This window comes from Paraburkholderia bannensis (assembly GCF_014200455.1).
GTDB lineage: Bacteria > Pseudomonadota > Gammaproteobacteria > Burkholderiales > Burkholderiaceae > Paraburkholderia > Paraburkholderia bannensis_A.
Genome location: NZ_JACHBW010000013.1, coordinates 37421 through 52145, shown reverse-complemented (window position 1 = coordinate 52145; position 14725 = coordinate 37421). Strand labels below are relative to the sequence as shown.

Annotated in this window: 15 protein-coding genes; 5 read left to right on the top strand and 10 right to left on the bottom strand. The window is 65.1% G+C overall.

All coding sequences use genetic code 11. From position 1 onward, the window contains the following. Positions 1-13: 13 nt before the first annotated feature. Both F4827_RS21595 and F4827_RS21590 read right to left on the bottom strand, forming a co-directional pair. Entirely contained in the window at positions 14-214 is a 201-nt protein-coding gene (locus F4827_RS21595; RefSeq protein WP_183726904.1) for a hypothetical protein, read from the bottom strand. 116 nt (positions 215-330) lie between these two features. Beyond that, a complete protein-coding gene (locus tag F4827_RS21590) occupies positions 331-789 on the bottom strand; it encodes an Lrp/AsnC family transcriptional regulator (protein WP_027818230.1) in 459 nt (152 codons plus the stop codon). Positions 790-914: 125 nt separating this feature from the next. Between F4827_RS21590 and F4827_RS21585 the strand changes: the two genes are divergently transcribed. Further along, complete coding sequence (locus tag F4827_RS21585) at positions 915-1520, top strand: cysteine dioxygenase family protein (protein ID WP_260175364.1); 606 nt, start codon at positions 915-917, stop codon at positions 1518-1520. Between the two features lie 53 nt (positions 1521-1573). On the opposite strand, the gene F4827_RS21580 is transcribed toward F4827_RS21585, so the two are convergent. The 5 genes from F4827_RS21580 to F4827_RS21560 form a co-directional block, all read right to left on the bottom strand. Then, positions 1574-4153, bottom strand: a complete 2580-nt coding sequence (locus F4827_RS21580; protein WP_183726902.1) for a mechanosensitive ion channel family protein — start codon at positions 4151-4153, stop codon at positions 1574-1576. 126 nt (positions 4154-4279) lie between these two features. Then, the gene (locus F4827_RS21575; protein WP_183726900.1) at positions 4280-4924 is read right to left on the bottom strand and encodes an NAD(P)-dependent oxidoreductase; all 645 of its coding nucleotides are present in this window, start codon (positions 4922-4924) and stop codon (positions 4280-4282) included. A gap of 94 nt (positions 4925-5018) precedes the next feature. Beyond that, positions 5019-5492, bottom strand: a complete 474-nt coding sequence (locus F4827_RS21570) for an Rrf2 family transcriptional regulator (protein ID WP_183726898.1) — start codon at positions 5490-5492, stop codon at positions 5019-5021. Positions 5493-5616: 124 nt separating this feature from the next. Beyond that, the gene (locus F4827_RS21565) at positions 5617-6135 is read right to left on the bottom strand and encodes a hypothetical protein (protein ID WP_260175363.1); all 519 of its coding nucleotides are present in this window, start codon (positions 6133-6135) and stop codon (positions 5617-5619) included. A gap of 2 nt (positions 6136-6137) precedes the next feature. Then, the gene (locus F4827_RS21560; RefSeq protein WP_260175361.1) at positions 6138-6689 is read right to left on the bottom strand and encodes a GNAT family N-acetyltransferase; all 552 of its coding nucleotides are present in this window, start codon (positions 6687-6689) and stop codon (positions 6138-6140) included. Positions 6690-6748: 59 nt separating this feature from the next. Here F4827_RS21560 and F4827_RS21555 point away from each other — a divergent pair, with 59 nt between their 5' ends. Then, a complete protein-coding gene (locus F4827_RS21555; protein WP_183726896.1) occupies positions 6749-7330 on the top strand; it encodes a DJ-1/PfpI family protein in 582 nt (193 codons plus the stop codon). A 172-nt stretch (positions 7331-7502) separates the two neighbouring features. Further along, positions 7503-7829: a hypothetical protein gene (locus tag F4827_RS21550; protein ID WP_183726893.1), complete on the top strand. Its 327-nt coding sequence runs from the start codon at positions 7503-7505 to the stop codon at positions 7827-7829. Positions 7830-7847: 18 nt separating this feature from the next. Here F4827_RS21550 and F4827_RS21545 read toward each other — a convergent pair whose 3' ends face one another. Next, complete coding sequence (locus F4827_RS21545) at positions 7848-9578, bottom strand: ATP-binding protein (RefSeq protein ID WP_183726891.1); 1731 nt, start codon at positions 9576-9578, stop codon at positions 7848-7850. 451 nt (positions 9579-10029) lie between these two features. Between F4827_RS21545 and F4827_RS21540 the strand changes: the two genes are divergently transcribed. After that, complete coding sequence (locus F4827_RS21540; protein ID WP_167059490.1) at positions 10030-11232, top strand: ammonium transporter; 1203 nt, start codon at positions 10030-10032, stop codon at positions 11230-11232. An 86-nt stretch (positions 11233-11318) separates the two neighbouring features. Here F4827_RS21540 and F4827_RS21535 read toward each other — a convergent pair whose 3' ends face one another. Both F4827_RS21535 and F4827_RS21530 read right to left on the bottom strand, forming a co-directional pair. Continuing rightward, on the bottom strand, positions 11319-12056 hold the full coding sequence (locus F4827_RS21535; RefSeq protein WP_183726889.1) for an SDR family oxidoreductase: 738 nt from the start codon (positions 12054-12056) through the stop codon (positions 11319-11321). A 132-nt stretch (positions 12057-12188) separates the two neighbouring features. Next, positions 12189-13106: a LysR substrate-binding domain-containing protein gene (locus tag F4827_RS21530; RefSeq protein WP_183726887.1), complete on the bottom strand. Its 918-nt coding sequence runs from the start codon at positions 13104-13106 to the stop codon at positions 12189-12191. 764 nt (positions 13107-13870) lie between these two features. Here F4827_RS21530 and F4827_RS21525 point away from each other — a divergent pair. Beyond that, positions 13871-14725 (top strand): IclR family transcriptional regulator, encoded by an 855-nt coding sequence (locus F4827_RS21525; protein ID WP_183726885.1) that lies wholly within the window; start codon positions 13871-13873, stop codon positions 14723-14725.

Below are 14725 nucleotides of genomic sequence, written 5' to 3'. Positions count from 1 at the left end.
GCGCGGTTTTTTTCTATTGCGCCGCGCCGCGCGCCTGCGCCGCGCTCGCGGCGACGCCCGACGCGGCGCTCGACGTCTGCGCGCCAACCGTTGCGTCGTACTCGCGCTTGCTGCGCAGCGCGTTGAACAGCACGGTGCCGATCACGATGAGCACCACCACTACGATCATCACGCCAACGCCAAAGGTGGGGTTCTTCTTGCGCGTATCGTTCATGGTTCCTGGCCTGTCCGGCGATGGGGAAAGAACGGGCATTCTACGCCGCGACGCCTTGCAGACGGCTTGCGGTTCGAGCAATAGCGGGCATCACAATCTGACGGCGCAATCGCGCATCAGGTGCCGCGCACCGGCATCGCCGTCGAATACTTGATCTGCTCCATCGCGAAACTCGAACTCACGTCGAACAGCGGCACCGAGCGGATCAGCTGCTTGTAGACACGGTCGAAATCGTCGATATCCGACACCACCACGCGCAGCAGATAGTCGGTCTCGCCGCTCATGCGGTAGCACTCCACGATCTCGGGAATATCCTGCACCGCGCGCGTGAAGGTCTGCGCCCAGGCCTCGGTGTGCTGGTTGGTGCGCACGTTGACGAATACCGTCGTACCCACGCCCAGCTTCTTGGGATCGCACAGCGCCACCTGGGCGCGTATCACGCCGGTTTCCTTGAGCCGTTGCACGCGCTTCCAGCACGGCGTCTGCGAAAGATTGACGCGCTGCGCCAGCTCGGCGACGGGCATGGTCGCATCCTGCTGCAGCAGCTCCACGAGCTTTCTGTCGATGATATCCATTCGCCGCCACCCCGTAAGATAGAAATTTCTTCTATTTTACGCCGCCATCGCAAAAAATAATGGAAACTCTTTCTGTGCATCGGGCGCTATAACTCTCTGTATAGACGAACGCGACGAGAGATGCCTTGAACGCCCCTACCGACCCCGCCCTGCTGCTGGCCGCAGCCTCAGACCACGAAGCCGCCGTGGCACGGCTTTGCGCTGCGCTCGACGCGGCTTTTGACGCCTGCAGCACGCCCGACGATCCGTCGCGCTGCCCGGTCTTCGCGCGGGGCATGCGCGCCGCTCTGGCCCTCGCCTGGCGCGATCCCGCGCTGGTCACGCCCTCCCAGCGCGAGGGCTGCGCCACGCGCTACAGTCGGCATCTGGTCGCGGCCTGCCCGCAGGGACGTTATGCGGTCGCGGCGCTAGTCTGGCTGCCGGGACAGGCGAGCCCGATCCACGCACACCGTACCTGGTGCGGCTACGCCGTGCTGCAAGGTACGCTGACCGAAACGCTCTATCGATGGGATGCGGCGCGCGACGGCGCGACGGTGCTGCGCGCGCATGCACGTTCAGCGGGTGCGGTGGCCTTCGGCGGACGCGGACGCGCGGGCATCCATCGGCTCTCGCGCGCCCTTGGCGATACCGCCGGGCCGTGCGTCTCCCTGCATGTTTATGGCGTGCAGGCCGAGGAAATCGCCACCGGCGTGAACGACATCGTGCCGCTCGTGCAGTTGCACGCGGCCTGATCCGGCCACAGCTTCGTTTTCCTCATCACCGTCCCCATCACTTCATCGCGCGCCTAGTTGCGCCCGGCGGTAGGAATCTGCGGCGGCGCGCCCTCAGGGCTGGCGGTTGGGGGCGGCGCAGGGCGCGGTTCATGCGACGCATCGCGCGCCACGGAGCGCGTCGCGGCTTCCTCCGCATGGGCCTGCGCCGCTGTCTGCCCTGCGCCCGGCGCTTCGCGCTGGGCTTCGTCGCCGCCGCGCGACGACATATGCACCTGCATCTGCGGCACCGGCATCTCGATGCCCGCCTCGTCCATATGGCGCTTCAGGCGCGCATTGAAGGCGCGCGCCACGCTCCACTGTTGCAGCGGGCGCGTCTTGATCTGCCCTTTCACGACCATCCAGTTCGGATCGAAGCGATCGAGTCCCCACACTTCCACGGGCCCGAGAATCTCGCGGCGATAACGGAAATCGGCGACCAGTTCCGCACCGGTCTCGCGGATCATGCGCGTGACCGTATCCAGATCGACGGCAAACGGCACGCGCACTTCGAACACGGCAAAGGCGAAATCGCGCGAGAGATTCTTCACGATCTTGATCTGCGAGAACGGGATCGAGTGAATTGCGCCCTGCCCGTCGCGCAACCGTACGGTGCGAATCGACAGATGCTCGACGGTGCCGGCGTGACCGTTGTCGAGGTCGATCCAGTCGCCCACCGAAATGGTTTCCTCGATGATGATGAACAGGCCCGTGATCAGGTCGGTGACAAGCGACTGTGCGCCAAAACCAATCGCCAGACCGATCACACCCGCGCCCGCCAGCAGCGGCGTCACGTTGATGCCCAGATTCGCCGCCGTGACGATGCCCGCAATCGTGAGAATCGACACGAGCAGCGCATTGCGCACCAACGGCAGCATGGTGCGCGCGCGCGTGCTGGGGGCGCGGCCCTTGGTGCGCGGGCCGCTCGGGTTGAGCGCTTCGAGAATCGCCGTATCGATCACGATCCACACGAGCCACGCGAGGAATACCGTAGCCAGAATCGCAAAGATCGCGTGAGCGATGCCGCGCGCGGCGACGCTGGCTTCGATGATGCGCGCAAGCGAGATATCCCAGAGCCGCGCGCAAGATTCGAAAAACGCGAGCCACACGAACAGCACGAGCAGCGTGCCCGCGAAACGCAGCAACCGCCGCAGATACGGCGAGCGCCGGCGCACGCGCGTCAGATCGGGGCGCGTGATGCGCAGCACCACCGCCGACAGAAAGAATGCGAGCACCAGCAGCAGCGCGGTGACGACCGAAATCTGCAGCACATTCTCGTTGCTGCTCAGCCCGCCTACCGTCGCCGTGATCGAAGCGACGGCGAGCAGCAGCATCGGCAATTGCCAGAGCGAGGCGAGTACGTCGAACACTTCGGTGAGCGCCTTGTGTTCGTGGCGCAACTGATAGCTGCGGTTGCGGATCAGATGCGCAACCGGACGCCGGAAGCCTATCGCAAACGCCGCCGTGAGCACCGCCGCCGTCATATTCGCAAAGGTCGACACCAGCCCCGACAGGTTCACGCCGAGCTGATGCGCGACCTCGTAATTGGTGGCCGCATCGCCCAGCGCGGCGCAAATGCCGATGGCCCATAGCAGGCGACGCGCATCGCGAATCACGATGCGCACCGCCACCCGCCGATGGCCCGAGCCGAACAGCGAAAACATGATCAGGCAGATCGACGAGAACACCGCGCCCGCGACGATCGCATAGGCGATCACCACGCCGAGCGTGCGCCCGAGTGCCTGCGGCAGCGCCCGCTCGACCACCAGCGCGCCGACGAAGGCGACGATCCACGGCGCCACGCGATGCAGCACGAACACCAGCAGCTCGATCGTGGTGGGATTGGGGCGCAAACCCGTATCCACCGAAAAGCGCCGCAGCAGGCGGCGTTCGAGCCAGCGCAGGATCGCCGCGCAGGCGCCCCAGCCCAGCAGCATCGCGGCCATGTCGAAGATGATGCGGCCCGGGCTTTCGCCTTCGCCGCCCGATGCGAGCGCGTAAATCTCAACGCCCGCCGCGCTAAAACGGCTGCCCCAGTAATGCAGCGGGCTGCTGCCGTGGCGTGCATCGCTTTCAACCGAAGCCAGCCCCGACGCAATCGCGCCAAGCAGGCCCGAGGTGACCGCCGCCACGCCGGACGCAGGCGCCGGCGCGGCGTTTTCCGAGACGTTTCGTAACTTCTTGAGCTGGGAAACCAGCGCGTTGCGCTGGCGGTCGTTATCGAGCGTGGAGATCACGCTGTCGAGCGAGCGGTTGAATTCGGCCTGGCTGGCCGCCGATGGCGCGGAAGCCGCGTCTGCGGCGGAAGCGCCCGATGCGCTCGCGGGCGCCCCCGTGATGAGGCTTTGCAGCGCCGGCAAAACCGGCACGGCAGCAGCGCTGGGGCCCGCCGCCAGTGCCGAAGCGGAGACGATCGCGCCCCAGCCCAGCGCCAGCCACATCCCCAGCACGGCTAGCCGGCGAAACAGGCGCAGGCTGAGGCACGACACAGGGGACAACGCAGGGGACGACGTGCGGCTCGAGGTACGCGCCGCGCGCGCGATGCGCGCAAGCAGGCCGGAACGCCAGGCGGGCGCCTGCGCGCCCGCCTCGTCCCGTCCGGAACAAGAAGTCATGGACGTAGCGGCAAAATCAGGACGTTCCAGTGTAGCCGCACTCGCACACGTGAGGTCGCGCGCAGGTCTGAGCAAATTGCAAGCGATTGCAAGCGAATGCAAGCGCGCTTGCAGCGCGTCAGCCCATCAGTAAGCAACAGTGGCGATCTGGCGAACGAAGCGGCCCTGCTCCAGTTCATCCACGAAGGCCACGGCGTAGTCTTCGGCGGAAATGCGGCTTTCGCCTTTCGCATCGGCGATCAGCGTGTTCGCGCCGGTGCGGAAGCTACCGGTGCGCTCGCCCGGAGCGATCAGCGCCGCCGGCGCGAAGAACGTCCAGTCGAGGTCCGACACCGTGCGGTAGTAAGCGGAGGCCTCGCGGTGCGCGAGCGCGATTGGCTTGTAGGCTGCGGGAAAGCCTTCTGTATCGACGAGCTGCTGGCCCGGCGCGACTTCCAGCGAGCCCGCGCCGCCCACCACCACGAGGCGCTTCAGACCCGCTGCGCGCGTGCCCTCGACCAGCGCATGGCTCGCCGTCTGCAGATCGTCGAGCTGGCTCATCGGCGGCGCATAGGCGCTCGCGACCACATCATGGCCGCGCACGGCCGCTGCCACTTGCGCGCCATCGAGCAGATCGACCTTGACGGCTTCTACGTTGGCGCCCGCCGCGACGCGCTCGGGCTGGCGCACGAGTGCGCTGACCTGATGGCCACGTCGCGCCGCTTCGGCGGCGATGCGCGAACCGACCATTCCGGTTGCACCAAACAGGGCGATTTTTAGCGACTTGCTCATTGATTGACTCCAGATCGAAATTTTATGTAACCATGATAGTTACATTTAAGGGCCCAAAAAGCGGGGCGTAGCCCCGCGTATGACTTCACTACGTTCAGCGTGCGGCAGACGATGCGCCGCGTGTACTTTTACTGCGTTCGAGCTTGCGCTCGCTGTGCCGCATCTCGTCGACCACCTGGTCGAGCGTGCGCGCGGCCAGCGACGCTTCCATCGCACGCTGCGCATCGTCGATGATGCCGCGCAGCGCGACCTGAATGTGCCGCCCCACCATGCAGGCCGGATTCGGTTCTTCACGATGCATGGCGAAAAGCTGCGCATCGTCCACTGCACGATAAATGTCGAGCAGGTTGATCGCCTGCGGCTCGCGCGCCAGCAGCGCTCCGCCGCCCGCCCCCAGTTGCGAGCTGGTGAGGCCCGCATTGGCCAGCATTGTCAAAAGACGCCGGATCAGCGCGGGATTCGTGTTCACGCTGCCCGCGATCATCTCCGACGACAGCGGCGCGCCCTCCTGCAGCGCCAACAGCGCGAGCACATGGACGGCAAAGGCGAAACGGCTGCTCGTATTCACGACACATCGGCCGCGCAATGCACGGCTGCATAGGTGATCAACATCGAAGTGTAACCATCATAGATACATTAATTTCCCGTGTCAAGCTCACGCCCCGCGCGCGCTCGTTGTAGTGCGGCACGCCTCACTGGTTCGAACCCGACGCGCCGCTGGCTGCCGCCGAACTGCTCGCGGCCCAACGCTGCAAGGAGCTCCCGGCCAGTGAGAGGCCCGTGCCGGTGGCCGCGGCGGCATTGCCCAGCAGCGCGTGCGCGGCACTCGCCGCGTCGCGCCACTGACCGCGCGCCTGCGAGGCGAGTTCGTCGCTGGACGCATTGGCGCTGCTGGCGCTGTCGGCAATCGACGCGCTTGCGCTAGCGCTTTTCGACTGGATTTGCGCCTGCGTCTGCGAAGCCGTTTCGTCGAGCTTCTGCTGCGCTGCGCCGATTTGCTGGTTCACGAAACTGGCCGCCTTGTCGAGCGTCTGCGCCGCCTGCGCAGCAGCCTGACTCGCCGCGTTCTGGGCAGCCTGTTGCATCGCATCGGCCGACTGCTTGCTGAGATCGGGCGCCGACGTGTTCTGCTTGTCGCAGCCCGCGAGGGCAAGCGCCGCGCACACCAGAACCGGCATGCCTGCCCAACGTTGAGATAACTTCAAAGACATGGTCATCCTGAAAAAGACACCGCATTGAGCGGTTTGCATAGATGAAAACGCGGCAATGATACGCTGCCGCGCCGCACCGATTCCTGCGCCACCAGCGAAAAGCCCGCCCGTTCGAACACAGGGCGCGCCAGCGCGCTCGCATCGGTGTCGAGCGTAATGGCCTGTGCCGCGCGCGAGATCGCCTCGAGACGTGCGATAAGCGCCGACGCCAGGCCTCTGCGCGTCCACGCCGGCGCGACATACAGCATTTCCACGTGGTCGCTGGGAAAAAGCTGACCAAACGCGGCGTACTCGCTGCTGCTGCATGCCACAAGCGTCACCCCGCGTGCCAGGCGCGCGTCGAAACCGGCGAGATCGTCTGCGCCCGAGGCCCAGACTTCGCGCTGCGCGGCGTCGTAGTGCGATGCAGCAAGCGTCAGAATCGCCGCGCGAAACAAATCGGCGAGCGGTTGGGCGTCGCGGCCCGGCTCGTAGGCGCGCCAGATCATGGTGTCGGGCAAGCGATGTACTGCACAATCGAGCGCCGCGGGCGTGTTCGTGAAATCGTCAATCATGCTGGAGTAGGCTCCCAAAGCGCAATAACCGTTCCACCATCTCAACCAGGAGTCAAGCGATGGCAGTCAAGAAGATCCTCTTCCTCACGGGCGACTTTGCCGAAGACTATGAAACGATGGTGCCGTTTCAGGCACTCCAGGCGGTGGGCCACAAGGTGGATGCCGTGTGTCCGGGCAAAAAGTCCGGCGAACGCATCAAGACCGCGATCCACGATTTCGAAGGCGATCAGACCTATACGGAGAAGCCTGGCCATCAGTTCGCGCTGAACGCGAGCTTCGACGAGATCGATCCGAAGAGCTATGACGCCCTGGCCATCGCCGGCGGCCGGGCGCCCGAGTATCTGCGCCTGAATCCGAAAGTCATCGAGATCGTTCAATATTTCGCCGGTGCCAACAAGCCGATCGCGGCGATCTGTCACGCAGCGCAGTTGCTCGCCGCCGCCGAGGTGATTCGCGGCAAGCGCATTTCGGCCTATCCGGCCTGCGCCCCCGAAGTGCGTCTCGCGGGCGGCGAATATGCCGACATCGCCATCGACAGCGCCGTCACCGACGCGCCCTTTGTCACGGCGCCCGCCTGGCCCGCGCATCCGGAATGGCTGCGCCAGTTTCTCGCGCTGCTCGGCACGCGCATCGAACCGTAAAACCCGCCGATCAAGCCCGGATTATGCGTACGCTCGGCCACCCGCGGAGCGTACGCATCTGACAGTCTTTAACGTACACGGGCGAAAATTAGGATCCTTCTGATGCCCATATCGATCTGCACTCCCGACAATAGCGGTTCTACGTATTGTCAAATTGCTGGAGTGTGTTGCGATGGCGCTCACGGACTGGGTCATTCTTCTCGCGGTTGCGTTGATGGCAATCGCCTTCTTCTGCCGTCATTCGAACCGGCGCGGCACCTCGGCAGAACGCGCGCGCCATGTACGCGGCCGGCGCATGCTGATCCAGGCCGCTGTGTCCCTGTGGGCTGCGCTGGTCATGCTGCAGCGTACTTTCGCAGCGCCGGGCGAGATTCCCGTCGCGCCCTACCTGAGCCCACGCGGCGCGCTGGCCATTGTGTTCGTGCTCGCGGTCGCAGGTTGCCTGTGGTCGGTGCGCGGGCATCAGTTGCTCAAGCAACGTCGGCTCTTCGCCTGCTAGTGCACCCCTGCCCCCCTGCTACGCCCGCTGTTCGCCCCCGGCTGCGCTCCCTGCTGCGCCCCCCATCACGGCCAGTTCCCTGGCTTCGTCCGCCTCACCGCCGCGCAGTTCGCGCTCGTGCGCAGCCATCAACGCAGCGGCCTCACCCGGCGCGGGCGGCACGACCGCCAGCGCGTCGGGCAGCGAAAGATAGAAGGTCGTGCCCTCGCCCTCGACGGATTCCACCCACACACGCCCACCGTGCCGTTCAACCATGCGCCGCACGAGTGCGAGTCCAATTCCCTCGCCCGGCGCGACATTGCCGTGCATGCGCTGAAAAGCCTGAAAAAGACGCGGCAATGCTACTGCGGGTATCCCCAGGCCGTTGTCGCGCACATAGAAGATCTGCAGCGACTCCACGCCCGGCGGCGCATTGGCCGTGCCGATCTCGACGCGCCCCTCGCGTGACGGATCGAGATAATTAAGCGCGTTGCCAATCAGGTTCGCGAAGATCTGTTCGAGCGCGGTGGGATCGCCCCACACGGGCGGCAAGGGGCGCACACTCACCTGCGCCTGTCGCGCGCGCACGGAAGCATGCATCGCATCGACCACGCGCTGCACCAGTTCCTGCACATTGACGCGCTGACGCCGGTACTCCACGCGCCCAACGCGCGCCAGCCGCAGCAGCGCATCGATGATGTGCGAGGCGCGCAGCACCGCGGTCTGCAGATAGCGCAAGGCCTCGGCGATATCTTCATTGATGACGCGCTCCACCCGCTCGCGCGCCTCGGGCGACAGCGATGAGCGCGCCACGCGTTCGCGCAGGTCGTCGCAAGCGTGCGTGAGTTCGCGCGAGAAACCCTGCAGGTTCACCAGCGGTGCGCGCAAATCGTGCGACACGCTATGGATGAACATCTCGTTTTCCTGGGTCTGCTGGCGCAGGTTCTCGTTGATCGCCGCCAGTTGCGCGGCGCGGCGCGCGAGGTCGGCCTGGAAACCCAGCCGCAGACGTTCCGCCTCCACGAGGCGCTGGCTGATCTGATGCAGCGTGAGATCGAGCTGGGCGATTTCGTCGTTGCCGCTCGTGAGCGGTGCAAGCGGTTCGTTGCCCGCCAGCCGCCCGGCGTTATCCGAAAGCGCATCGAGCCGCCCGCGCAAGCCGCGCGTGAACAGCCAGACCGAGAGCGCCACCAGCGCGATCGAGCCGATCACAGCCGCCATCACAAGAGCTTGCTGTTGCGCGCGCGCCTGTTCGGCAGCGCTCACGCGCGTCACGTCGAGGCGGCGCTCCTCGGTCTGGAACGAGCTGACCTGGGTGCGCACGCGATCGAGCACATCGAAATCTGCAAAAGTGCGAAAGCGCTCGACGAGATCGGCACGACGGCCCGAGTGCAGCAGATCCTGGATGCGGTCCGACCACTGCCGGTAGCTTTGCACCGCCTGGCGGATCTGCACCGCGCGCGCGACCTGGGACGGATTGTCGGAGACGAGATCGACCAGCCGGTCGATGCGCCGGTCCACGTCCATCCAGATGGCGACCGGCGTCGAAAAATGTGTATCGCTGGCCGCCACCGCGCCGCGCAACCTGACCGACTCGACCAGCACCGGCTCCAGCACGCGGCCCGCCTGCGCCAGCACTTCCTGGCTGTGCTGTCCCATGCGCTCGGCGGCTTCCGCGTCGGCCTCGGCCTTGACGATGGCCGACAGCAAGGTCAACTCGAAAACTGCGGGAATCGCGATCAGCAACAGCCCTTTGGTGGTGAGGCGCATTGAGTGGCGGTTCGGAGCGTCCGGACGGCAGAAAGTGTCGATTCACCATTATGTCGGCGTTTGCGCCCCGCGTGCGGGGTATCTGTCAGACCTCAGGGCGCTTGAGGGTCAGCGCCGTTTCGCCACGCCGATTATTTCTAATTACCAACAAACCACTGATATAGAAAGGATAATTAAATACATCGCCCCAATCTGGCGCTTCGCCTCACCAGTTTTGCGCGCAAGCACTGCAATTGTGCCGAAACGCACTGGAATTGCTTCGCACCAGCATGACGCTCACGCGCAAGGACGGCGCATCCCGCGCGGCTACAAGTTCCGCTCCGGTGCACTCACGCACTGTCAGAATGCCTCGTCATACGACCCGATTCACCACGCTGGCGCATAACCGGCACACTCCTGGCCCGCATCTTGCTCCAAACGCGCTCCTTTAGGGCAAATGCAGGACGCAAGGATGGACAACCTCAAAACCGGCACCGACACGCTTTTCCTCCTGCTCGGAGCCGCCATGGTGCTCGCGATGCACGCGGGCTTCGCGTTCCTCGAACTCGGCACCGTGCGCAAGAAGAATCAGGTCAATGCGCTCGTGAAAATCCTCGTCGACTTCTCCGTGTCGACGATCGCCTATTTCTTCATCGGCTACACGATCGCGTACGGCGTGCAGTTCTTCTCCCCGGCTTCGCTGCTCGCCGAACACAACGGCTATCAGCTGGTGCGCTTCTTCTTCCTGCTCACGTTCGCGGCGGCGATTCCGGCCATCGTCTCGGGCGGCATCGCCGAACGCTCGAAATTCAATCCGCAACTGTTCGCCACCTTCGTGATCACGGGCTTCATCTACCCGTTCTTCGAGGGCATGGTCTGGAACAACCGGCTGGGTTTCGAGGATGCGATCACGCATGTCTTCGGCGCGCCGTTCCACGACTTCGCAGGCTCCGTGGTCGTGCATGCGTTCGGCGGCTGGGTCGCGTTGCCGGCCGTGATGCTGCTGGGCGCGCGTCATGGCCGCTATTCGCGCGACGGACGCATCTCCGCGCATCCGCCTTCGAGCATCCCGTTTCTCGCGCTGGGCGCCTGGGTGCTCGCGGTGGGCTGGTTCGGCTTCAACGTGATGAGCGCGCAGACCATCGACAAGATCAGCGGCCTCGTCGCGGTGAACTCGCTGATGGCGATGGTGGGCGGCACGCTGTCGGCCTGGCTCGCGGGCCGCAACGACCCGGGCTTCACCTATAACGGGCCGCTCGCGGGGCTGGTGGCCGTGTGCGCGGGCTCGGACATCATGCATCCGCTGGGCGCGCTGGCCACGGGTGCGGTGGCGGGCGTGCTGTTCGTCTATATGTTCACCTGCGTGCAGAACCGCTGGCGCATCGACGACGTGCTCGGCGTGTGGCCGCTGCACGGTCTGTGCGGCGCGTGGGGCGGCATCGCGGCGGGGATTTTCGGCACGCGCGCGCTGGGCGGCATCGGCGGCGTGTCGCTGGGCGCGCAGATCGCCGGCACGCTGGCCGGCATCGTGATGGCGTCGGTGGGCGGTTTCGTGGTCTATGGCGTGCTGCGCGCGACCGTGGGCCTGCGCATCGATCAGGAAGACGAATACAACGGCGCCGATCTGTCGATTCACAAGATCACGGCGACGCCGGAGCGCGAATCGGTGTCGTGACCGCTTAGGCGACACTGTGTCCCGACGCCAGAAGGCGCGAGCGGTTTTCACCGCCCGCGCCTTTTTTCTTTGCGACTACGCTGCGATCAGAGCTGGCTCATGCCGCCATCGACGATGATCTCGGTGCCGACGATAAACGCCGACTCCGGCGCACTCAGATGCAGCACCGTCGAAGCCAGTTCGGCGGCCGTACCGAAGCGGCCGAGCGGGATCTGCTTCGCCAGTTCGCCCTTGGTCGCGTCGTCCATGCCGAGCTTGCCGTGCAGCGGCGTGGTGACCGGGCCGGGGCTCACGACATTCACGCGCACGCCGCGCGGCAGCAGTTCCGCCGAGAGCGTCTTCGCGAACGACACCAGCGCCGCCTTGCTCGCCGCGTAGACCGACGACGAAGGCATGCCGATATGCGCGTTGATCGAGCCGTTGAGCACGATCGATGCGCCCGAGTTCAGCAGCGGCAGCAGCGCCTGAATCTGGAAGTACGCACCCTTGACGTTGATGTTGAAGCTGTCGTCCCAGAGCGCTTCGTCGACCTGATCGAACGGCGCGAACTTCGCCACGCCGGCGTTGATGAACACGGCGTCCAGCTGGACCCCTTCCTCGCGCAACGCAGCGGCGAGTTCGCGCGAGGCGGCGGGCGAGGCGGCATCGTTGCGGTAGGCGAGCGCATGAGCGCCAAGAAGGTCGCGGGCGGCTGCAAGTGCGGCTTCGTCGCGCCCCGTGACAACGACACGCGCACCTTCGGCTGCATAGGCCTGGGCGGTGGCAAGACCGATACCGCTGGTGCCGCCGGTGACGAGGACAGTTTTGTTGGCAAAGCGATTCATAACGTTTCTCCGGTTTGGGAAAGTGGTTCCGTGCTGGACCGTAACGTCATGATGCCGGGCGCGAAGTGCGTTGCCGTACGAGTTCGCCGATGAGGATATTCGAAATCTTCGAACGTTTTTGCCCGTGCGCCCCTAGACGCTCACCTCGATCCCCTTGACGAGCCGCTCTGCCAGACGCGGCTGGCGCAACTGCTCGATCCACCATTGCAGCGCGCGGCCGGGCCGTTCGGCGCGCCACGCCACGTAGAGCACGTTGGGTTCGCGCGGGCTGACGGTTTCTTTCTCGATGAGTTCGCCGCTCGCCAGCAGCTTCGCGGCGCGCTCGCGCGGCACCCAGCCAACGCCCAGACCGTCGCGTTGCGCGAGTATCTTGGCGCGCATGGTGGGCACCGCCAGCAGGTCCTGACCGCCGAGCAGCCCATATGCACGCCCAGGGGTATGCCGCGACGAATCGGCCACCGCCACGCCGCGCGCGGCGAGTATGCGCTCGCGCGTAAGCGGCGCCGTCTCGCTGGCCAGCGGGTGGCGCGCGGCGACCGCGAACACCCACTCCATCACGCCCAGTTCGAACCAGTGCAAACCGGCGATCGCGGGCGGCTCGTTGGTCGCACCGATGATCAGGTCGGCGCGGCCGTCGCGCAGCGCCTCCCAGGTGCCCGCCAGCACCTCGTGCGTGAAGCGCAGCCTGACGCCCGATTCGAGCGCATCGAAATCGCGCACTACCGGCATCAGCAATTCGAATTCGAGAATCTCGTCCGTGACGATCCAGAGGCGGTCTTCCCAGCCATTCGCCACCTGGCGCACACGCTGCGTCATGCGCGCGACGTCCTGCATCAGCCGGCCCGCTTCGTCGGCGAGCAATTGCCCGGCGGGCGTGAGTTGCAGCCGGTAATTGCGGCGGTCGAACAGCAGCGCGTCAAAGCGGGCCTCCAGTTGACGTGCCGCGTGTGAAACCGTCGAAGGCGCCTTGTTCAGGCGTGCGGCGGCACGCGACAGACTGCCGCTTTCGCGTATCGCTGCGAGCAAGGCGAGTTCATCTTCGGATAACATGTGCCGCCCCATCGAACGGGTTATCGGCGATGGTACGGCAAAGCTCGCCGAACGATTCGGGTAATACGCATTGCCGCGCAATGCCACGTATTGCCGGACCAATAAGAAGCAGAATGGTGGAGCCGTGTGCGCTGGCGCACGCGAAAAAAAAGCGCCACGTGTGAACGTGACGCTTTGAAAAGTTCTAGCCATTCCGAGGGCCGTGCTAGAACCTGAGAGCCGGTAATCGACCGCTGGATCAGGCCGGCAGCGAATCGTAGAGGGGGAATTGCAATTTATGCGTTATGCATAACCCGAGACACTTAAAAACCCCGCAAGGTTCGCGAGGTTCCGGGTTCAGGCCGATGCTTCAAACGTCATCGAATCAATTCAAACCCTTGCCATACGACTGCGCCATGACCGCCGAAACCCTAACACCGCGCAATATTGGTGCAAAGAAACTCAAACCGATGTGCGATGTGAGGATTTCAGATCCTGTCGAAATTAGATTCCATTTTTTACCCATATGCTGACTAAGTCAAGCAAAATCTCGCCAGATTACGCGAACTATCAAACATAGCGGATTATGTTTTTTAGATATCGATGTGGCCCGCGTTTCCCCGTGCTGTGCGGCTTTCGTCCGACAGTTGGGCTTTGCGCCGGGATTTCGCCCCGTCTTCCATGCGTATCGAGTTTGCACGCGATGCAATAAAAGTTGAAATAGTGTTCCAAAAAACACACACAACAAGACGACAAACCAACAACCACACCTGAGAGCTTTGCCGATGACCTCCCACCCCCCATCCCGCAGCGAAGCGGCGCGGGACTCGAAAGACGGCAGCGCCGACGAAGTCACGGCGCTGGCGCGCGGCCTGACGGTCCTGCGCGCGATTGCCGCTGCAGAAACGCCCCTTGGCAATCGCGAACTGACGGAGCTTACCGGCATTCCCAAAGCGACGCTTTCGCGCCTGACGGGCACGCTCGTCTCGACTGGTTTTCTGGCCCGCCTGCCCGATAGCGAGCGCTTCGTGCTGACTTCGTCGGTGCTCGAACTGTCCAGCGGCTTCCTGCGCAACGCCGACCTGCGCGAACGCGCCCGCCCCTTCCTCACGCGCCTCGCCGAGCGCACCGCCCTGTCGGTGCACCTGGCGGTGCGAGACCGCCTCGACATGGTGGTGATCGACGCGATCCGGCCGCGCTCGGCCGTGCTGGTGTCGCGCCTCGAAGTGGGCTCGCGTATCGACATGAGCCGCACCGCCGTGGGCCGCGCCTACCTGGTGGCGCTCGACACCGACTCGCGCGCGGAACTGACCACGGCCCTGCAGGCCGCTGCGGGGAACGACTGGGGCTTCGTCAGCAGCCGCATGGACGCCGCGCTCGCGGAAACCGTCGCGCAGGGCTACGGCATGGCCATCGGCGAATGGTACGAAGGCCTGAACGCCATCGCCGGCGCTTTTGCCGGGCCCAACGGCGAGCTCTACGCGATCAATTGCGGCGGCGCGGCCCAGCAATGTCCGCGCGACTGGCTGGTCTCGCATGCGGTGCCGCTGCTGCGCGAATGCGTGGAGCGCATCGCGCAGGAGATCGGCGGCACGGCTCGACTGCCCGCGCCCGTGCGACCCGCGCCGCCTTCCCGCTGA